At 42.6% G+C, this 20,173-nt stretch carries 16 protein-coding genes; 4 read left to right on the top strand and 12 right to left on the bottom strand.

Going from position 1 to position 20,173, the window contains the following annotated elements; all coding sequences use genetic code 11:
* Nucleotides 1-214 precede the first annotated feature (214 nt).
* Nucleotides 215-3,031 (bottom strand): excinuclease ABC subunit UvrA, encoded by a 2,817-nt coding sequence (gene uvrA, locus ACTW1R_RS07665; RefSeq protein WP_005225949.1) that lies wholly within the window; start codon nucleotides 3,029-3,031, stop codon nucleotides 215-217.
* Between the two features lie 13 nt (nucleotides 3,032-3,044).
* Nucleotides 3,045-5,036 (bottom strand): excinuclease ABC subunit UvrB, encoded by a 1,992-nt coding sequence (gene uvrB, locus ACTW1R_RS07660; RefSeq protein ID WP_010748162.1) that lies wholly within the window; start codon nucleotides 5,034-5,036, stop codon nucleotides 3,045-3,047.
* Nucleotides 5,037-5,306: 270 nt separating this feature from the next.
* Between uvrB and ACTW1R_RS07655 the strand changes: the two genes are divergently transcribed.
* Both ACTW1R_RS07655 and ACTW1R_RS07650 read left to right on the top strand, forming a co-directional pair.
* Nucleotides 5,307-7,460, top strand: a complete 2,154-nt coding sequence (locus ACTW1R_RS07655) for an amino acid ABC transporter substrate-binding protein/permease (RefSeq protein ID WP_010748161.1) — start codon at nucleotides 5,307-5,309, stop codon at nucleotides 7,458-7,460.
* Between the two features lies 1 nt (nucleotide 7,461).
* Nucleotides 7,462-8,199 (top strand): amino acid ABC transporter ATP-binding protein, encoded by a 738-nt coding sequence (locus ACTW1R_RS07650; RefSeq protein WP_005225946.1) that lies wholly within the window; start codon nucleotides 7,462-7,464, stop codon nucleotides 8,197-8,199.
* A gap of 48 nt (nucleotides 8,200-8,247) precedes the next feature.
* Here the strand turns inward: ACTW1R_RS07650 and ACTW1R_RS07645 are convergent, their stop codons facing one another.
* Nucleotides 8,248-8,487 carry a hypothetical protein gene (locus tag ACTW1R_RS07645; RefSeq protein WP_060792073.1) on the bottom strand — a complete coding sequence of 80 codons (240 nt, stop codon included), beginning with the start codon at nucleotides 8,485-8,487 and terminating at the stop codon, nucleotides 8,248-8,250.
* Nucleotides 8,488-8,875: 388 nt separating this feature from the next.
* On the opposite strand from ACTW1R_RS07645, the gene ACTW1R_RS07640 reads away from it, so the two are divergent.
* Together ACTW1R_RS07640 and ACTW1R_RS07635 are read left to right on the top strand one after the other, a co-directional pair.
* Nucleotides 8,876-9,415 (top strand): hypothetical protein, encoded by a 540-nt coding sequence (locus ACTW1R_RS07640; protein WP_060792074.1) that lies wholly within the window; start codon nucleotides 8,876-8,878, stop codon nucleotides 9,413-9,415.
* 123 nt (nucleotides 9,416-9,538) lie between these two features.
* Nucleotides 9,539-10,261 carry a Tat pathway signal sequence domain protein gene (locus tag ACTW1R_RS07635; RefSeq protein ID WP_489927550.1) on the top strand — a complete coding sequence of 241 codons (723 nt, stop codon included), beginning with the start codon at nucleotides 9,539-9,541 and terminating at the stop codon, nucleotides 10,259-10,261.
* 94 nt (nucleotides 10,262-10,355) lie between these two features.
* Here ACTW1R_RS07635 and ACTW1R_RS07630 read toward each other — a convergent pair whose 3' ends face one another.
* From ACTW1R_RS07630 to hrcA, 9 genes are all read right to left on the bottom strand, one after another.
* A complete protein-coding gene (locus tag ACTW1R_RS07630; RefSeq protein WP_008382180.1) occupies nucleotides 10,356-10,811 on the bottom strand; it encodes an S-ribosylhomocysteine lyase in 456 nt (151 codons plus the stop codon).
* Between the two features lie 12 nt (nucleotides 10,812-10,823).
* Complete coding sequence (locus tag ACTW1R_RS07625) at nucleotides 10,824-11,468, bottom strand: class I SAM-dependent methyltransferase (protein ID WP_060792075.1); 645 nt, start codon at nucleotides 11,466-11,468, stop codon at nucleotides 10,824-10,826.
* Between the two features lie 2 nt (nucleotides 11,469-11,470).
* The gene (locus tag ACTW1R_RS07620) at nucleotides 11,471-12,616 is read right to left on the bottom strand and encodes a cystathionine gamma-synthase (RefSeq protein WP_270290367.1); all 1,146 of its coding nucleotides are present in this window, start codon (nucleotides 12,614-12,616) and stop codon (nucleotides 11,471-11,473) included.
* The gene (locus ACTW1R_RS07615) at nucleotides 12,606-13,571 is read right to left on the bottom strand and encodes a PLP-dependent cysteine synthase family protein (protein WP_060792077.1); all 966 of its coding nucleotides are present in this window, start codon (nucleotides 13,569-13,571) and stop codon (nucleotides 12,606-12,608) included. The genes ACTW1R_RS07620 and ACTW1R_RS07615 overlap by 11 nt, the downstream gene beginning before the upstream one ends.
* Nucleotides 13,572-13,980: 409 nt before the next feature.
* Nucleotides 13,981-15,081: a glycerol dehydrogenase gene (locus tag ACTW1R_RS07610; RefSeq protein ID WP_034857973.1), complete on the bottom strand. Its 1,101-nt coding sequence runs from the start codon at nucleotides 15,079-15,081 to the stop codon at nucleotides 13,981-13,983.
* Nucleotides 15,082-15,268: 187 nt separating this feature from the next.
* Entirely contained in the window at nucleotides 15,269-16,438 is a 1,170-nt protein-coding gene (dnaJ, locus tag ACTW1R_RS07605) for a molecular chaperone DnaJ (RefSeq protein ID WP_005225937.1), read from the bottom strand.
* Nucleotides 16,439-16,564: 126 nt separating this feature from the next.
* Nucleotides 16,565-18,394, bottom strand: coding sequence for a molecular chaperone DnaK (dnaK, locus tag ACTW1R_RS07600; protein ID WP_005225936.1), 1,830 nt, complete (start codon nucleotides 18,392-18,394; stop codon nucleotides 16,565-16,567).
* Nucleotides 18,395-18,446: 52 nt separating this feature from the next.
* Complete coding sequence (gene grpE / locus ACTW1R_RS07595; protein WP_005225935.1) at nucleotides 18,447-19,034, bottom strand: nucleotide exchange factor GrpE; 588 nt, start codon at nucleotides 19,032-19,034, stop codon at nucleotides 18,447-18,449.
* A 38-nt stretch (nucleotides 19,035-19,072) separates the two neighbouring features.
* Nucleotides 19,073-20,116, bottom strand: coding sequence for a heat-inducible transcriptional repressor HrcA (gene hrcA / locus ACTW1R_RS07590; protein ID WP_005225934.1), 1,044 nt, complete (start codon nucleotides 20,114-20,116; stop codon nucleotides 19,073-19,075).
* Nucleotides 20,117-20,173: the final 57 nt, after the last annotated feature.

The following is a 20,173-nucleotide window of genomic DNA, read 5'->3' as shown; positions in this document are numbered from 1 at the left end:
AAGTATCTATCTTTGATTGCTTTCTCCCACTTTGAACGGATAGAACTTATAGGCAGTTTATTCAATGCGAATATACGTATACCTATTGCTATTCTATCAAATAAAATTTTGATTTCAAGCCCTTATCATGAAATTTGCAGATATTTCACGCTTCCTTAAACTTTAGCGAAACCTATTGACAGACAAGTAAAAAAGTGAGTGCTCTTTTCCTTGCTTAAAGGACTTTTTTCAAATAATGACCGGTGTAGCTTTCAGAAACCGCAGCAATTTCTTCTGGTGTACCAGTTGCAATGATCGTTCCACCGCCTTCGCCACCTTCTGGACCTAGATCAATCACATGGTCCGCTGATTTGATGACATCCAAGTTGTGTTCGATCACTAAAACGGTATTGCCAGCGTCGACAAATCGTTCCAAAACTTTCAACAAACGGGCAATATCATCCGTATGCAGACCAGTCGTTGGTTCATCTAAGATATAAAAACTCTTGCCATTGGAATTTTTGTGCAGTTCACTGGCAAGCTTCATCCGTTGCGCTTCCCCACCAGACAAAGTAGTCGCTGGTTGTCCCATCGTGACATAACCTAGACCGACATCGACGATCGTTTGCAATTTTCGATGGATTTTAGGAATATGTTGGAAAAATTCCACTGCATCTTCCACGGTCATATCTAAGATTTCCGAAATATTTTTTCCTTTGTAATGAACTTCTAACGTTTCTGAGTTATAACGTTTGCCATGACAAACCTCACAAGGTACGTAGACATCAGGTAAGAAGTGCATCTCGATCTTGATGATTCCGTCCCCTTTACATGCTTCACAGCGTCCACCTTTTACATTAAAACTAAAGCGGCCTTTTTTGTAACCACGGACTTTCGCCTCATTGGTTTTAGCAAATAAATCGCGAATGTCATCAAAGACACTGGTATACGTTGCTGGATTGCTTCGAGGCGTCCGACCGATAGGGCTTTGATCGATATCGATCAATTTCTCAATAGCTTCATAACCAGTAATGGTTTTAAAGCGACCAGGCTTGTTCGAATTCCGATTGATTTTTTGCGCCAAGGCTTTTTTCAAAATTTCGTTGACTAATGTCGATTTACCAGAGCCAGAGACCCCAGTAACGGCGACGAACTTTCCTAATGGAAAATCGACCGAAATGTTTTTCAAGTTATTCTCAGAAGCACCGGTCACACGAATCTTTTCACCATTGCCTTTGCGGCGTTCCGTTGGTGTCGGGATTTGTCGTTTTCCTGATAAGTACTGACCTGTTAAGGAAGACGCATTGGCTGCGACTTCATCAGGAGTGCCTGCAGCGACGATCTCGCCACCTGCGTGTCCTGCACCTGGACCGACATCGATCAAGTAGTCCGCTGCCCGCATCGTGTCTTCGTCATGCTCAACGACGATCAGGGTATTCCCAAGATCACGCATTTTCCGCAATGAATCTAGTAAGCGATCGTTATCCCGTTGGTGAAGACCGATCGATGGCTCGTCAAGAATGTAGAGCACCCCAGACAAATTGGAGCCGATTTGTGTTGCCAAACGAATCCGTTGCGCTTCCCCACCAGAGAGTGTGCCTGATGCACGACTCAAGGTCAAATAGTCCAATCCGACATTTTTCAAGAAGCTTAAACGATCATCGACTTCTTTCACGATCGGACGTGCGATCATTTGCTCTTGTTCCGATAGTTTCAATTCTTCGACAAAGTTCAACGCATTGTTGATTGCCATCTCGCTCATTTCACCAATATGTTTTCCGTTGACTTGCACGCACAGCGCTTGAGGGTTCAAACGATAGCCATGACAAGTTTTACAAGTCAATTCCGTCATATACAAACGCATTTGATCACGGGTGAAATCAGAGTTGGTTTCATGATAACGGCGCTTAATATTTGGTAAGATTCCTTCAAAAGCTACCTCAACATCACGCACGCCACCGAAATCATTCTCATAATGGAAATGGAAAATTTCGCCATTCGAACCATTCAAAATAATGTCTTTGTGTTCTTCTGGCAGCTCTTCAAAGGGTGTGTCCATATCGATATTGAACTCTTGACAGGCTTGTTCCAGCATTTGCGGATAGTACTGTGAACTGATTGGGTTCCAAGGTAATAGTGCGCCTTCACGCAACGTTTTGCTTTGATCGGGAATCACTAGGTCGACATCGACTTCTAGCTTCACACCAAGACCATCACAGTCTGGACAAGCACCAAAAGGCGCATTGAATGAAAAGAGCCGTGGCTCTAATTCACCAACTGTAAAGCCACAATACGGGCAAGAATAGTGTTCACTGAAAAGCATCTCTTCTTGACCAATCACATCGACTACCGCATAGCCATCAGCTAAACGTAATGCCGCTTCAAAGGAATCAAACAGACGAGAACGGATGCCTTCCTTTACAACGATTCGGTCAATGATGATGGCAATATCATGCTTTTTATTTTTTTCTAATTCAGGCGCTTCGGAGACATCATAGACTTCGCCATCCACCCGCATCCGAACATAACCTTCTCTTTGGATACGTTCGAAGACTTTTTTGTGCTGCCCTTTCTTTTGATAAACGATAGGTGCCAACAATTGGATCTTGGTGCGTTCTGGTAATGCCAAAACTTCATCCACCATCTGCTCAACCGACTGACTAGTAATCTCAATATGATCATTGGGACAGATTGGGTGACCGATTCTGGCGTAAAGAAGCCGCAGATAATCATTGATTTCAGTAACCGTCCCCACTGTTGATCGCGGGTTCTTGCTGGTGGTTTTTTGATCGATAGAAATCGCTGGACTAAGTCCATCAATGCTATCTACGTCGGGTTTATCCATTTGCCCTAAAAACTGACGGGCATACGCCGATAGACTTTCGACATATCGGCGCTGTCCTTCGGCATACAACGTATCAAATGCTAAGGAGCTTTTCCCTGAACCCGAAAGACCAGTTACAACAACGAGCTGGTCTCTGGGAATCGTCACATCGATATTTTTTAAATTATGGGCCCGTGCCCCATGGATCACGATTTTATCATTTGCCATATTGTTTCTCCTTCTAATCAGCAGCTTTTAGCTCAAGAATAGTATCTCTCAAGGTAGCAGCCGTTTCAAAATCCAGTGCTTTCGCAGCATCTTTCATTTCTTTTTCTAATTTCAACAACAAGGTTGCTTTTTCTTCACGACTCAGCTCTTCATAAGAAGTCGTGGTGTATTCGCCAGTTTCTTCCGCCACTTTCGTGATTGCGATCAGATCGCGAATCTCTTTGATGATGGTTTTCGGTACGATTCCATGTTCTTCGTTATAGGCTTCTTGAATACTTCGGCGTCGCGCTGTTTCGTCGATCGCTCGCTGCATCGAATCGGTCATTTTATCGGCGTACATGATTACTTTGCCTTCTGAGTTACGAGCTGCTCGTCCGATGGTTTGGACTAATGAACGCTCGCTGCGCAAGAAGCCTTCCTTATCGGCATCAAGGATCGCAACCAGGGAAACTTCTGGGACGTCTAACCCTTCTCGCAATAAGTTGATTCCGACCAGTACATCAAATTCACCGAGACGCAGGTCGCGAATGATCTCTGTTCGTTCCAATGTTTTGATGTCACTGTGCAGGTATTTGACTTTGATCCCTAATTCTTTAAAGTAATCCGTCAAATCTTCAGACATTTTTTTCGTCAAGGTCGTGACAAAGACCCGTTCATTTCGCTCGACTCGCTCATTGATTTCTCCTACGAGGTCGTCAATTTGACCCATAATCGGTCGTACTTCGATCACCGGATCTAACAGACCAGTCGGACGAATGATTTGCTGAATGACGGTATCGGTTTGATCGTATTCATATGGTCCAGGTGTTGCTGAAACATAGACGATTTGGTTGACATGCTTCTCAAATTCTTCCAAGCGTAGCGGACGGTTATCCAGTGCAGAAGGCAAACGGAAACCATAATCCACTAACATTTGTTTTCTAGCACGGTCACCATTATACATCCCACGAACTTGCGGCATGGTCACGTGGGATTCATCAATAACGATCAGAAAGTCATCAGGAAAGAAATCTAATAACGTATAAGGCGGTTCGCCTTCTTTTCTTCCATCCATGTGGCGAGAGTAGTTTTCGATCCCTGAGGTATACCCCATTTCTCGCATCATTTCAATATCATAGTTGGTTCGCTGCTCTAAACGCTGTGCTTCCAGCAGCTTATTTTCTGCTCGCAAAACTTTCAGTCGTTCATCGAGTTCACTTTGGATCGAAGCGATCGCATGCTCCATATGGTCTTCATTGGTCACAAAGTGAGTTGCCGGAAAGATCGACACATGTTCGGTGTCACTCATGATCTCGCCCGTCAAGGCATCGACTTCACGAATCCGATCGATTTCATCGCCAAAAAACTCAATGCGTAACGCTCGCTCATCACGAGAAGCTGGGAAAATCTCCACAACATCGCCACGTACGCGAAAACGCCCCCGTTGAAAATCGATGTCGTTTCGTTCAAATTGGATCTCGATCAATTCTTTTAATAGTTGATCGCGAGACTTTTCCATCCCTACTCGTAAAGAAACAACCTGTCTGGCATACTCGATCGGCGAACCTAAACCGAAAATACAAGAGACAGAAGCTACAACGATCACATCGTTTCTCTCTAATAAAGAACTTGTGGCCGAGTGACGCAGCTTATCGATTTCATCGTTGACACTGGAGTCTTTTTCGATGTATGTATCACTGGAAGGAACATACGCTTCTGGTTGATAGTAATCATAGTAACTGACAAAGTACTCGACCGCATTATTTGGGAAAAAGTCCTTGAACTCGCCATATAATTGTCCAGCCAGTGTTTTATTATGGGCAATGATCAATGTCGGTTTATTGACTTCCTTAATTAGATTAGAAATCGTATAAGTCTTACCGGTCCCAGTGGCTCCCAACAAAATCTGTGCTTTTTTTCCACCGACCACCCCGTCAACCAATTGATGGATCGCTTCTGGCTGATCCCCAGCTGGTTGATATTTTGATACTAAGTCAAATTCATGGGAAGTTGTTCTTTCGATCATCTTCATTCCCCCTCGATTATTCTAAACGACAACAAAAAAAGAAAAACTCGCTGCCGCTTTTCCATAAATAAGTATATCATAGCGAACATACTTTCGCCATCATTTGCTATGAAAGTTTCATGCGATTAAGCATAACTTAACATGTTTGATTTTCTAACATCTGATGTGAGGTTTAAGCAATTTTGTCATATTTTTAAAGAGAAAGACTTGTGTGTTGAAGAAAAAATCCATATAATCTATAAATACGTTATATCTAAAGGGGGAATTTTCTTGAAAAGAAAACACATGTCCTTCGCTTTAATCGCGCTGATTATCAGCATTTTTACGCTATCAGTAAAGTCAGCAAGTGCGGAGGAAACTACGTATAAGATAGGAACAGATTTAACATTTGCTCCTTTCGAATTCCAAAATGAAAATAATGAATACGTTGGGATCGATATAGATTTATTAAACGCGATCGCTGAAGATCAAGGTTTTGCAGTTGATTTACGTCCTTTAGGTTTTGACGCCTCCATTCAAGGCGTGCAATCAAATCAGTTAGATGGCATGATTGCTGGGATGAGCATCACTGATGAACGTAAAGAAACGTTTGATTTCTCAGATCCTTATTTTGATAGTGGGATTCAAATGGCGGTAGCTGCTGACAATGACAGCATTACTAGCTACGAAGATCTTGAGGGCGAAACGGTCGGTGCAAAGGTCGGTACCGAAAGTGCCCGCTTTTTAGAAGAAAATAAAGACCAATATGGCTACGACATCAAACTTTATGATGACGCTACTGGGTTATATGGCGCTGTACGCAATGGTACTGTGGCAGCCGCTTTTGATGATTATCCAGTGCTTGGCTATGCCATCAACAACGGCGAACCGATGAAACTTGTCGGCGAACCTGAAAAAGGTGCTTCTTACGGATTCGCTGTCAGAAAAGGCCAAAATCAAGAACTACTTGAAAAATTCAATGCTGGTTTAGCCAACATGAAAGCTTCTGGCAAATACGACGAAATCGTCAATACTTACATCACAACGTCTGATTCAGATGCAGACACCAGTGAAATGGTGAAAGTCGAACCAAAGAAAGATGTTTACCGAATTGCCAGTGACTCCGCCTTCGCTCCATTTGAATTCCAAAATGAAGACAATGAGTATGTAGGGATCGATGTCGATTTAATGAATCGGGCGGCAGAATTGCAAGGGTTCAACATTGAATTCAATTTCATCGGATTTTCAGGAGCTTTGCAAGCCTTGGATGGTAACCAAGCAGATGGGATGATCGCTGGGATGACGATCACTGATGAGCGTCGTCAATCCTATGACTTCTCTGACTCTTACTTTGAAAGCGGCATTCAGATCGCTGTAAAAGAAGGCAATGATTCCATCAATTCCTATGAAGATTTAGATGGAAAAACCGTTGGTGCGAAAGTGGGAACAGAAAGTGCAGACTTCTTGATCGCCAACGAAGAAAAATATGGCTATTCGATCAAATATTATGATGCAGCCGATCAATTATATGCAGCTGTTAACGGCGGACAAATCGATGCCATGATGGATGATTATCCAGTGATCGGTTATGCCATCAGCCAAGGTCAAAAACTAGTGACACCGATTGAAAAAGAATCTGGCGGTCAGTACGGTTTTGCGGTGAAAAAAGGCCAAAATCCTGAACTGATCCAAATGTTCAATGAAGCATTGAAAGAAATGAAACGGACTGGCGAGTACGATCAAATCATCAATAAATACATTGAAGATGGCTCTGCCACAGAAAAACGAGTGGATGAATCAACGATCACTGGTTTGATCAGCAACAACTATAACGTCTTATTAAAAGGTTTATGGAATACCCTTTTACTAGCATTGATTTCTTTTGCCTTAGCATTAGTGATCGGCATCATTTTTGGACTATTTAGTGTTGCTCCAATCAAAGCATTGCGGGTTTTTGCAGGGATCTATGTTGATATCATTCGTGGTATTCCTATGATGGTATTGGCTTTCTTCATCTTCTTCGGACTTTCCGATGCCATTGGTATCACGATTCCCGACTTTGCAGCCGGGGTCATTACATTGACTTTAAATGCCAGTGCCTATATCGCTGAGATCGTCCGTGGCGGGATCAATGCGGTGCCAAAAGGTCAGATGGAAGCCTCTCGAAGTTTGGGGATGACCTACACTCGGACAATGCAGAAAATCATTTTACCGCAAGCGATCAAAATCATGATTCCATCTTTCGTTAACCAATTCGTTATCTCGTTGAAAGATACAACGATCATCTCGGTTATCGGAGTCGTAGAATTATTGCAAACTGGGAAAATCATCGTTGCTCGGACTACGCAAAGTACCTATGTTTACTTGATCATCGCGATTATTTACTTAGTCGTGATCACAGCTTTAACGAAACTTGCAAAAGTTTTAGAAAAGAAGGTGAAATAGCATGAAAGAAAAAATCTTAGTTGAAAATCTTGTAAAAAAATACGGCGACAATACCGTATTGAACAATATCAATGTTTCAATCGCTGAAGGAGAAGTCGTTTGTGTGATCGGTCCTTCCGGATCCGGGAAATCGACGTTCTTACGCTGTTTGAACCGCTTAGAAGAACCAACCAGCGGTGATATTATCGTTGACGGCGCACATCTGATGGATAAAAACACCAATATCAATGCTGTTCGTCAACATATCGGCATGGTGTTTCAGCATTTCAATCTCTTCCCTCACTTGTCGGTTTTAGAAAATATCATTTTAGCACCGATGGATCTAAAAAATGCTTCTCGGCAAGAAGCGGAAAAGAACGCAATTCGTTTATTAGAAACGGTCGGTTTGGCAGATAAAAAAGACATGTACCCTGACAATCTGTCTGGAGGACAAAAACAACGGGTGGCGATCGCTAGAGCTTTAGCAATGAATCCCGATGTGATGTTGTTCGATGAACCAACCTCCGCACTCGATCCAGAAATGGTTGGCGATGTCCTCAATGTTATGAAGGATTTGGCAAAACAAGGAATGACCATGGTGATCGTAACTCACGAGATGGGTTTTGCCAAAGAAGTAGCAAACCGTGTGATGTTTATTGACGGCGGGAACTTCTTGGAAGACGGTACACCTGAGCAAATCTTTACCAATCCTAAGCATGAGCGTACCAAAGACTTCTTAGACAAAGTATTGAATATTTAAAAAAGCCTCTGCAACAGTCCGACGAAGGAACTGTTGCAGAGGTTTTCTTTATTGCTTGTTCCGTTTCGTTTCATCTGCGATCCGCTTTTGATTTTCCCCCAAAAACACTTTTGTATCGATGGGGTTTGCTTTGTTCGCCCCGCCGATGCCAGTATCAACCATTTTCCCCCAGCCCTTCAACGGCTCTTTCCCCGCTGCACGAAGCTTGGCATTTTTTAACCGTAATGCCTGTTTTTTTTCTTCTTTTTTCGCTTGATGTTTTGCTTGCCAATCCCTTAAGATCTTCATTCCCTCTTCCTCCCTTTTCTATTAAAACAATGCCACATTCAAATGCTCGAAAACATTCCCAACGATCTGTTTGCGTCAAATGCCCTTTGCCACTGAAGCCGTATTTTTTTATCTTGTAGTTGACTATAGTATATCACGTGAATTTTATAATCATCAGGAATAGAGACTAAATTTTATTAAAACTATGAAATGCAATTTGAAATCGAGTAGTCAGATCAGGAGTGGCATGTTACACTTATTAAACAACACTCCCTCCATAACTGCATAAGCTGTATAAATACATTGATTCTTTTGTTTAAACATCGGTCAGAACCCTTCTTATAAAAAACCAACCTTAAAATAACAACAAAAGAAAAATGCAGAAAATTACTTTGGAGGCATGCATCGTATGAAAACCATCTATTTCTTTCCCTTACTGATTTTCCTTTCCTTATCACTCACAGGCTGTACCCTGATTGACGAACTCCTGGATGAAACGCGACAAAGCAGTTCGTCATTAGAAACAGCGGTGACTTCTGAATCATTGTCAATGGATTCGGAAGCTAGCAGCTCTTCCTCTACTGAAAAGCAATCAACGTCTACTACAATTGACATAAGCAGCTCTTCTGACAGCCTTGATCAACAGTCAGTAAGTACCGAAGAATCCACCTCTCACTTCTCCTATTGCGAGCAATTACAGATTGGATTGCCACGACGTTGGAATAGAACCGTCACCAAAGATTTGCTCCACCAATTGCAAGAAGGAATGTCCTGCGATCAAGTATTAGAGATCATGGGTGGACTGCCTTCTTGGCGACTAGCGATTCTAGGCGTGGAATCCAATGCCTGGATCAATCAAGAGGGCGAAGCGATCATCGTTACCCTTTCCAACCGAACCGTTACTGGCGTTACCTGGCATGATCAATTCTCAGAAACAGAAGTTAAGTAAGTAGTCAGAGGAAATTCGTTTTATTGATCCTTCCGAATTATATCACCGTAAATTTTTTTCAAATCATTCTATTAGGGGTTGATTCGTCAGATGAAACCGATAAGGTCCTTCAACCAGGTACATATGAAAATCAAAAAGCATTGCTTCTTTCTTTTAGGTATTGCTTTTTTGATGATTGGTGCAATAACTTTTTTTATCGAAAACCAGCCATCACCTATTTATGAACAATTTCTAACTATCGATTACTTAATTTCCTTACTAGCAGACGATACGACTCCAGAAGCTATTCAAGATCTAGGGCTTGATCTGATCAAACGAAGTGACCGGGTCAATCAACGCCGAACCGCCATCAATCAAAAGCGGCGGCGTCAAAATGTGATCGTTACCGAAGAAACCTGTAAGGTCTTCTCGCCTGAGCAAGGAGTCATGGTCGATGAAGTGAGACAGGTGACCACTCGTTTACCTGATTCTAACATTGAATTGTTGTCAATGATGGGTGATAGTAGTGCATTAGAAACGAGACGAGTACCAAGGGGCTCGCGTGAGAAGTTAGCCAAAATCAGCTTTGATTTTGACTCCGATAACGCGGGAAATGAACATTTATCTAGAATCACATTGGTTGATGTCCCAGAATTTTTCGGTATTGATTTCTCACAGTTCGGGAAAGAGGATGATATTGAGGAGATCAAAGAGACATTGATCGAACAGTATGGTTTAGATGCTCACATCAGAGACGTTAGCGCCATTCGGAGACTTTTCTTTATTCATGAAGGATTTGAGTTTTACATTAGTCAAACCTATAATCCAAACGGAGTCGGCATTACTGTCCAAGCAGTAGAACCATAAACAAAAACTATCGAACCCCCGTCTCTTTGCGGGTTTAACAAAAAAGGCGTCTGCGAATCCAAACGCAGGCACCTTTTTCTACTTCTATTTTTATTTAGGCAAAAACGGTCGACCAATTGTCACGTTCATCAAGAAATTCTTGCGCTAATTTTTGCGCACCCTCTAAGGTATGGTTCGCCGCCCAACCGCATTGCACTTCATTGCTGGCAGGTACTTCAGTTGCTTGCAAAACGTCCTTCATGGTTTTTTCTAGGACGGTCAAAATCTCTTCATAATCGTCGTGATTCAAGACAGTCAAATAAAAGCCGGTTTGGCAGCCCATTGGTGACCAGTCCACGATATAATCCGCATGATTACGAATCAATTCTGCCGTCAAATGTTCTAGCGAGTGCAGACTTGCCATATCCATATGCGCTTGGTTCGGCTGCTTCAAACGGACATCATATTTGATAATCGTATCATTCGTTCCTTGCTTTTTATCGGCAACCCGTACATAAGGTGCTTTGACTTTCGTATGATCCAAATTAAAGCTTTCAACATTCATTTTCATTGTACTTCTCTCCTACTCTTTTTGTGCTTCCACAAGCCAAACATACTCATTGATCTGCTTAAAACGACTGGTAAACCCATGCTGACGAAAGTATCGTTCGATATCCGCTATAACTGGATAGTACTCTCTTTGCAGATCAGCGGCTAGTCGCTGGTGACCAGCTTGCCGTGCTTCATCGATTCGTTCCATTTTGTGGGCTAGAGAAAGAAACATCGTATCCCCGAAAAGCACTTTCCCGCCTTTGGGCAGCATCGCAGCATATTTGCCGATTGCCCGTTGTTTTTCGTCCTCCGTAAGATGATGAAAAACATAGGTAGAAACGATCGTATCAATCACATCCGTGATCTCAGGAAAAACCTCCATATCACCATCTACAAAAGTCACTTTAGAAAGACTGGGTTTTGACTTGGCGATTCGCCGCATCTCTGGCGATGGCTCGATTGCCAGCACGTTTTTTCCTTGATCAAGCAGAGCTTGTGTTAGATTTCCAGTTCCACTACCAAATTCTACCACAGACTGCCCTGCTTTTTCAGCTATTTCAGCGAGTAACTGTTCATATTTGAAAAAAACCGCTCGATATTCTTCATCCTTACCTGCAACTGTTTCATCGTACTCAGCTGCCCAGTCAGAAAAAATTGGAATAAACTCTCTCCCCATCACTAGCTACCTGCCTTTTCAAACGCTTGCTCTAAATCTGCCTGCAGATCCTCACCGTCTTCGATGCCGACCGACAACCGAATCAAGCCATCTTTGATCCCAGATTGCTCACGAATTTCATTAGGGATCGAGGCATGGGTCATCACGGCTGGCACTTCTACCAAGCTTTCCACGCCACCTAAGCTTTCTGCTAAAGTAAAAATCTTTAATGATTCAACAAATTCTGCTGTTTTCGATTCATCGTTTAGTTCAAAAGATATCATACCGCTATACCCAGACATCTGTGATTTGGCGATCTCATGTCCTTCATGGGCAATCAATCCTGGATAATACACGTTTGCGACAGCTGGATGTGCTTGTAAGTAGTGAGCAATTTTCATCGCGTTGTTTTGATGTGCTTCCATCCGCAAAGCAAGTGTTTTGATGCTTCGTTGAATCAACCAGCTATCATGAGGCCCTAATACACCACCAATGGCGTTTTGTAAAAAAGCAATTCTTTCGGCGATTTTTGGCTCTTTGGCAACCGCTAACCCAGCTACTACATCACTGTGTCCACCGAGATACTTGGTAGCACTGTGAATCACAATATCTGCGCCTAATTGTAGCGGCTTTTGAAAGTAAGGGGTCGCAAAGGTATTATCCACGATCGTCAAAATGTCCTGTTTTTTCGCTAGTTGGGCAACGATTGCGATGTCCGTGATCTTCAATAATGGATTAGTCGGCGTTTCCAGAAAGATCGCTTTGGTTTCTGGAAGGATGGCTGCTTCAACGGCAGCTAGCTCATTTGTTTTGACAAGTGTATAAGACAATCCGCTTTTTTCTAATACTTGATGGAGCAAACGAAACGTCCCGCCATATACATCATCCCCTAAAATGACATGATCTCCAGTCTGAAACAGCGAGAAGACCGCATGGGTGGCTGCTAATCCAGAGGCAAAAGCAAACCCTTGGGCGCCTTCTTCCAGATCCGCAATCAATTCTTCTAAGGCAAATCGAGTTGGATTGCCTGAACGACTGTATTCATATTGCTTTGGCTGACCAAGAGCATTTTGCCGATAGGTTGATGTTTGGTAAATTGGCACACTGACAGCACCAGTCATTTCGTCTTCGCTGATACCGCCGTGGATTACTTTTGTATTAAAATGCATGGTTTGCTCCTCCTATGAATGGGGTGATTGCTGATTCACCCGCATAAATCTGTTTTGATAGATAGCGATCGCCTCCATCTGGAAAGACGGTAACGATCGAGCTTCCAGTTGGTAATTCGAGGCTTTCTTTTACTGCTGCTGCCATCGCCGCTCCACTTGAACTTCCAACAAGTAGACCATAGTATCTTGCCAAGTAACGAGTAAAAGCAAAGCCTTCCGCATCACTGATCGTATAAATTTGATCGAAAAGCAAATCGTCAAAAAATTGGGGAATGAACTCAACACCGATCCCTTCAATCTCATGTCCATGGGCAGGCCCGCCATTTAAAATGGATCCTTCTGGTTCAACGACAGCAAGTCGAGTGCTTGATTTTTGCTTCTTTAAGTATGTTGCGACACCCGCGAAGGTCCCCCCGCTGCCAGCTCCAGCAACAAAGCTGTCAATTTTTCCAGATAACTCCTGAAAGATCTCTGGGCCTAAGGTTGCTTGGTAGGCTGCAGGATTGTTTTGATTGTGAAATTGCATTGGCATATAACTATTTGGTAGCTGTTTTGCTATTTCCTTTGCTTTTTCAATCGCCCCTTGAATGCCTGCTTCAGTGGGCGTATGAACGATGGTCCCGCCCAACGCTTCAATCAGTTGCTGCTTTTCAAGGCTAAATTTTTCAGGAATGACAAAAATCATTTTTAAGCCATACTCGATTCCAGCTAAAGCTAAACCAATTCCAGTATTTCCCGCTGTCGGTTCGATAACGGTTGTCTCATGATCGATCACATGCTCGCGAAACGCTTCATCGATCAAATACTTTCCTAAGCGGTCCTTGATACTTCCACCAGGATTTAAATACTCAAGTTTCGCATAGATGGTACTTCCCTTTTTGCCGCCAAATGCTGCGGCATCAAATTCAAAGAATGGGGTGTGCCCAATCAATGCTTTTATATTATTAACGATCATCGCTCGACTCCTCGCTCAACTTTGTTTGGCACAACTCGTATGCTTCATGTACTCATTTTCATTTGCAATCATCAGCCGTCGCCAATGAAAGCGGTAAAAAACAGCAAACAAAAAGGGGTACTGACTATTACATCAGTACCCCAAAAAAATGTCGTCTTATCCGGATAGAAGTGAATCACTAAAGAAACTTCAGCGATCTTCTGCGACAAAGGAACTAATAATAGGCATGACAAATCGGTATGCTGCTTTTTGCACCATACAACAACAACAGGTAGTTTGTGTGTTGACGTTTGTCATGTCTTGTTCCCTCCTTTAATTTGCTTGTTATCAAAATAGCACGACTCTTTTTTATTGTCAAACGTTTTTTGAAATCACCGAGCACACATTGATGATCTTTAATAAAATAACATCATAGAGGATAGTAAGCACTCACATAGGCATCCACGGCTTTGATCGCTGCTGCAACATCTTCTGCAGAAACCGGAAATGGCATATTGTGGATCGTTTCCCCTTCGATGGTTGCTTGCTCGCCAATTTTTAATAGGTCTGCATCGCTGGCTTCCGCAAGATGCATGTCGGATAATGTCGTCGGTAATTCTAATGCCTGATACAATTCTATATATTGGTCGAGCTCTTCAGGATCTGCATTTTCCAGCATCAATTGAGTGAGTGTTCCGTAAGCAACCTTCTCACCATGGGTCAGATCATGAACGTCTCCTTCAAGGGCTGTCAAGCCATTATGAATCGCATGAGCTGCTGCCAGACCTGCACTTTCAAAGCCTAATCCACTAAGCAAAGTGTTGGCTTCCACGATTTGTTCAAAAGCTTCGGTAACGACTTGTTTTTTATTCGCTTGATAGGCTTTTAAGGCATTCTCAAAAAGGATCTCTTCGCATTTTTCAGCGATCGCCATGCTGGCAATTGGTTGCACCCCGCCGACCATATTTTTACTATGGCTTCGAGCAACAGCACGTGCCTCGACATAGGTTGCGAGTGCATCCGCAATACCAGCGGCTAGCAATTTGGCAGGCGCTTTGGCAATCACAGCGGTATCCACTAAGACAAGTTCAGGATTTTTGTTATAAAAACGATACTTTTCAAAACGACCTTCATCAGTATAAATAACAGAAAGTGCCGAAGTTGGTGCATCAGTGGAGGCAATCGTTGGCAAAACAGCAATCGGTATTTTCAATTCATCCGCAACAGCTTTCCCAGTATCGATGGCTTTCCCACCACCTAATGCGGCAATCACTTCGATTGATTCACTTTTGGCTTTAGAGACGATACGATCGATTTCATTTGCAGAAGCTTCTCCACCAAAAATTTCTTTTACCGGTTCTAACTCGGCTGCTTTCAGGTTCTCAAATAGTTCTTCACCGGCAATTTTCCAAACAGTTTCATCGGTCAAAAGAAGCACTTTCTTTCCTAAATCTTTGATATGGGATAACCCATGCTTCAAGACCCCTTTTCCTTGAACGTATCGTGACGGACTCGCAAATATTCTTTCCATTGTATCTCCTCCTTTAATTGGTCTACTTTTATTGTGACACACTAAGCAAGCGATTTCAAAGGAAAAGAAAAAAAGATGGCCAAGAAGATTCGATTCTTGCCCATACTGCACATTTATAGCCATACAAACACTCATGCCCTTATAAAACGGATGGTTTTATAAGGGCATGAGTTGGATTTTTTCATGGTTATTTCTTTTTCCCACCAAAAGCATCTTTCATTTTATCAAAAAATCCTTCTGGTTGTTGTTCGTTCGTTTCATGGCCACTGGCTTTTGCATAAGCCCGCAATGCCTCTTTTTGTTCCTCATTTAAGTTCTTAGGTGTGATCAGCTTCACTTTGACCTGTTGATCGCCATTGCCGCCTCCCCGTAAGCGAGGGGCTCCCTTACCGCGTAAGCGGAAGTTTGTGCCTGTTTGCGTACCAGCTGGAATTTTTAATTTCACATTCCCATGAACCGTTGGTACATTGACTTCGTCGCCTAAAGCAGCTTGGACAAAGTTTAACGGCAGTTCGTAATAAATTTCCGACCCATCACGGTCAAAAATATCACTTTCTTCCACTCGGAAAACAACGTACAGATCACCATAAGGACCACCATTGGTGCCAGCTTCTCCTTGACCAGACAAGCGCATTTGTTGTCCATCTTCGACACCTGCAGGTACGTTGACTTTCACACTGTGTTTTTTCTTTTCATGGCCAGTACCATGACATGTTGTACATGGTTCTTTGATTTCTTTCCCCGTTCCATGACAAACATCACAGGTTTGACGGCTCATCACACGACCAAGCGGTGTTTGACGTTCAACATTGATGGTACCTGCACCATGACATTTATGACAGGTTTCTGGTGAAGTACCTGGTTTTGCCCCGTTCCCACCGCAGGTATGACAGGTTTCTTCACGATTGTATTGAACAGTTTTTTCCACTCCGAAAATCGCTTCTTCAAAGGAAAGATCAACCGCATATTGCAAGTCCGCTCCTTGTCGAGGTGCATTAGGATTGGCTGCTCTGCCGCCTCCACCACCGAAAAACGATTCGAAAATGTCTTCAAATCCACCAAAACCGCCACCGGAGAATCCGCCACTGTTAAAGCCGCCGAATCCACCGCCATAACCGCCTCCGTAGTTCGGATCAGTACCAGCATGACCATACTGGTCATAAGCAGCTCTTTTTTGGGAATCACTTAATATTTCATAGGCCTCAGAAATCTCTTTAAACTTTGCTTCTGCATCAGGTTCTTTATTGATGTCTGGATGATATTGTTTTGAAAGCTTACGATAAGCTTTTTTGATTTCGTCATCCGAAGCCCCTTTTTGTAGACCTAAGACCTCATAATAATCTCTTTTGTCTGCCATTGGCTTCCCTCCACTATATTCTTGCGTCTCTCGTATTTTAGCATATAATTCGCTCTAGAAAAATACGTTTCGCAAATTCATAAGAAAAAGCCAAAGCGGTGACTTTGGCTTTTTCACAAACAGCGATTATTTATCGTCACCGTCTACTTCTTCAAAGTCGGCGTCAACCACATCATCTGCGCCGCCTTGTGCAGCTTCTGGATTTTCTTGTGCTTGTTGTTGTGCTGCTTGTTCGTATAATTTAACAGTTAAGTTTTGTACGATTTCATTCAAAGCATCACGTTTCGTTTTCATTTCTTCTAAGTTGTTTGCTTCAAGTGCAGCTTTCAACTCATCACGAGCTTCTTCCGCTTTTTTGACTTCGTCTGCATCAACTTTGCCTTCAAGCTCTTTCAATGTTTTATCAACAGTGAACAACAAAGCATCGACGTCATTGCGTAGATCAACTTCTTCTTTGCGTTGTTTGTCGGCTTCAGCGTTTGCTTCAGCATCTTTTACCATGCGTTCGATTTCTTCATCTGATAAACCTGAAGATGATTTGATCGTGATTTTTTGTTCTTTTTGTGTACCTAAATCTTTTGCAGAAACATTGACGATCCCATTTTTATCGATATCAAATGTTACTTCGATTTGAGGGATGCCACGAGGTGCTGGTGGAATATCCGTCAATTGGAATCTACCTAATGTTTTGTTGTCAGCTGCCATTGGGCGTTCTCCTTGCAAGACATGGATATCAACGGCTGGTTGATTGTCTGCTGCAGTTGAGAAGACTTGTGATTTACTTGTAGGGATCGTTGTGTTACGATCGATCAGTTTTGTGAAGACGGCACCCATTGTTTCGATACCTAATGATAATGGTGTAACGTCTAGTAAGACGACATCTTTCACATCACCTGTGATCACGCCACCTTGGATCGCAGCACCCATCGCTACCACTTCATCTGGGTTTACTGATTTGTTTGGTTCTTTATTGGTTTCTTTACGAACAGCATCAACTACTGCTGGAATACGTGTTGAACCACCAACTAAGATAACTTCATCGATTTCTGATTGTGATAAGCCAGCATCTTTCAAAGCTTGGCGTACTGGAATTTTTGTCCGTTCGACTAGGTCTGCGGTCAATTCATCGAATTTCGCACGAGTCAAGGTCATTTCCAAGTGCAATGGTCCAGCATCACCAGCTGTGATAAATGGCAAGCTGATTTGAGTACTTGTTACACCTGACAAGTCTTTTTTCGCTTTTTCAGCAGCATCTTTCAAACGTTGCAAGGCCATTTTGTCTTTTCCAAGATCAATGCCGTTTTCTTTTTTGAATTCTGCTACCATGTGATCGATGATTTTGTTATCAAAGTCATCCCCACCTAGGTTGTTGTCCCCAGCAGTTGATAATACGTCAAAGACGCCATCCCCTAATTCAAGGATCGATACGTCGAAAGTACCGCCACCTAAGTCAAAGACTAGGATTTTTTCATCTTTATCTGTTTTGTCTAACCCATAAGCTAAAGCTGCAGCAGTTGGTTCGTTGACGATCCGTTCTACTTCAAGACCGGCAATTTTACCAGCATCTTTGGTTGCTTGACGTTGTGCATCGTTGAAGTATGCAGGAACAGTAATGACTGCTTTTTCAACTTTTTCACCTAAATAGTCTTCAGCAAATCCTTTGATGTATTGAAGAACCATTGCGGAAACTTCTTGTGGTGTATAGGATTTGCCTTCAACTTCTACTTTGTATCCAGCTTCACCCATATGGCGTTTAATAGAAGAAATCGTATTCGGGTTTGTTACTGCTTGGCGTTTTGCAACTTCCCCTACTTGGATCTCACCGTTTTTGAATGAGACAACAGAAGGTGTGGTACGGTTTCCTTCTGGATTCGTAATGATTTTTGCTTCGCCGCCTTCAAGGACAGCAACAGCTGAGTTTGTTGTTCCTAAGTCGATACCGATAATTTTACTCATAAGTAATACACTCCCTTTTTTAATTTAAACATCTACTTATAGATAGAAAGAACTATTGTGCAACGATGACCATGCTTGCACGCAAGACACGATCATGCAATTTATACCCTTTTTGCAAGACAGTAACGATTGTGTCTGCCGGTGTTTCATCAGAGGCAGGTACAGTCTGCACCGCTTGATGCAAGTTCGGATCGAACATTGCACCTTCAGCAGGAATCTCTTCGATTCCCTCTTCTTTTAAGGCTTGACGCAGACTTTCAAGAACCATTTCAACGCCTTTTTTCAAATTCGCAGCTTGGTCTTGATCGACATCTGCTGCCATCGCTCGTTCCAAATTGTCGATTGCTGGCAACAGTTTTTTGCCAAGATCTTGCGAGCGGTATTTTTGTAAAAGTTCCCGCTCGTTGCGGTTACGTGAAGTGATATTTGCGATCTCTGCACGAGCACGCAGGAATTGATCTTCCAATTCGTTATTCTTTTCTTGCAAAAGTTCCAATTCGCTTTTTTCCACTGCTTCTTCCTCTGGTTGAGGAGTCTGTGCTTCAGTTTCAGTTGATTCATTTGAAGATTCAGTTGTTTCTGCGGTTTCTTCAGCAGTTTTATCTAATTCTTCATCTAAACGCTCTTCTTTTTCCGTCACGTTTCAACCATCCCTTCTACGATTTGTTTCATTGCCGCTTATTCATTGGCAGCGTCTAATGCGCGATAATAATCGGCCAATTTTTTTGCTAACTCGCCTCGAAAAACTTCCATCAATCCAAACATCCGTGAATACGGCATACTTGATGGACCTAATAAAGCGATCGTTCCTTGTCCATGACCTTCGATTTCATAGCTGGCTTGGATCAAACTCATATTTTGTAACAAGTCGTTGCCAAGCTCAGAGCCGATTCTGATTTGAATCGCAGAATCTCTTGGCGCCAGCAGCTGTGTCAGCTGATCTGCGTTTTTCATAAATGAATACATCGATTTGAACTGACTAACATCTTGCGTCGGTTCAAAATCCAGAAGATTCATTCGCCCGCCGACGAAGATTTTTTCTTCAAAAATATGGCTCAGCATCGTATCAAAGAGATCAACGATTCCGTCAGTCGTTTGAAAATACTTATGCAGAATCATAGGAATCTCGGTTCTTAATCGATGGTAGACCGTCATTAGAGGTTCACCGATCAATTTGTCGTTGATGATCCTTACCATTTTTTCCAAATCTTCGCTGCTCATCGATTCAGGAAGAGTAAAGACTTGATTTTCGACATTTCCTTTATCCGTCACGATGATCGCGATGATCTGTCGTGCATTCAAAGGGACGATTCGAAAGCCCGTCAATTTCCTTTCCTTCATATCTGGTCCGAGAGACAACGCTGTATAGCTAGTCAAGTTGGACAAGATCGTGGCAGACTGCTGGATGATTTCATTGATTTCATGAAAATCTTTTCCAAAAGAATGACGAATGGTTTGAATTTCGTTTTGGTCAACTTCAGATGGCTTCAATAAGTGATCAACGTAATAGCGATACCCTTTTATTGATGGCACACGCCCTGAAGATGAATGTGTTTTTAGCAGAAGTCCAGCTTCTTCCAGCGCCTTCATCTCATTACGAATGGTGGCAGAGCTAGCTTCAACCCCATCTTCCATCAATCGCTTCGAGCCCGTGGGCTGACCAGTATTCGTATAGTTTTGGATGATGAGGTGTAAAATCATTTGTTGTCTAGGTGTCAACATTTTATCCACTCCTCCGTTAGCACTCATTCCTATTAAGTGCTAACACGATTATAAATA

This window comes from Enterococcus sp. R12 (assembly GCF_058135755.1).
Note: the sequence above shows the minus strand (reverse complement) of the source record. Positions and strands in the feature narration are given on the sequence as shown.

Bases quoted from the DNA above. Each gene is read 5' to 3' on its own strand.
- ACTW1R_RS07635 (WP_489927550.1), top strand. From the start codon at position 9,539: ATGAAAATCAAAAAGCATTGCTTCTTTCTTTTAGGTATTGCTTTTTTG.
- uvrA (WP_005225949.1), bottom strand. From the start codon at position 3,031: ATGGCAAATGATAAAATCGTGATCCATGGGGCACGGGCCCATAATTTA.
- uvrB (WP_010748162.1), bottom strand. From the start codon at position 5,036: ATGATCGAAAGAACAACTTCCCATGAATTTGACTTAGTATCAAAATAT.
- ACTW1R_RS07650 (WP_005225946.1), top strand. From the start codon at position 7,462: ATGAAAGAAAAAATCTTAGTTGAAAATCTTGTAAAAAAATACGGCGAC.
- dnaJ (WP_005225937.1), bottom strand. From the start codon at position 16,438: ATGGCAGACAAAAGAGATTATTATGAGGTCTTAGGTCTACAAAAAGGG.
- ACTW1R_RS07630 (WP_008382180.1), bottom strand. From the start codon at position 10,811: ATGAAAATGAATGTTGAAAGCTTTAATTTGGATCATACGAAAGTCAAA.
- ACTW1R_RS07645 (WP_060792073.1), bottom strand. From the start codon at position 8,487: ATGAAGATCTTAAGGGATTGGCAAGCAAAACATCAAGCGAAAAAAGAA.
- hrcA (WP_005225934.1), bottom strand. From the start codon at position 20,116: ATGTTGACACCTAGACAACAAATGATTTTACACCTCATCATCCAAAAC.
- ACTW1R_RS07620 (WP_270290367.1), bottom strand. From the start codon at position 12,616: ATGCATTTTAATACAAAAGTAATCCACGGCGGTATCAGCGAAGACGAA.
- ACTW1R_RS07615 (WP_060792077.1), bottom strand. From the start codon at position 13,571: ATGATCGTTAATAATATAAAAGCATTGATTGGGCACACCCCATTCTTT.
- dnaK (WP_005225936.1), bottom strand. From the start codon at position 18,394: ATGAGTAAAATTATCGGTATCGACTTAGGAACAACAAACTCAGCTGTT.
- ACTW1R_RS07625 (WP_060792075.1), bottom strand. From the start codon at position 11,468: ATGGGGAGAGAGTTTATTCCAATTTTTTCTGACTGGGCAGCTGAGTAC.
- ACTW1R_RS07610 (WP_034857973.1), bottom strand. From the start codon at position 15,081: ATGGAAAGAATATTTGCGAGTCCGTCACGATACGTTCAAGGAAAAGGG.
- ACTW1R_RS07640 (WP_060792074.1), top strand. From the start codon at position 8,876: ATGAAAACCATCTATTTCTTTCCCTTACTGATTTTCCTTTCCTTATCA.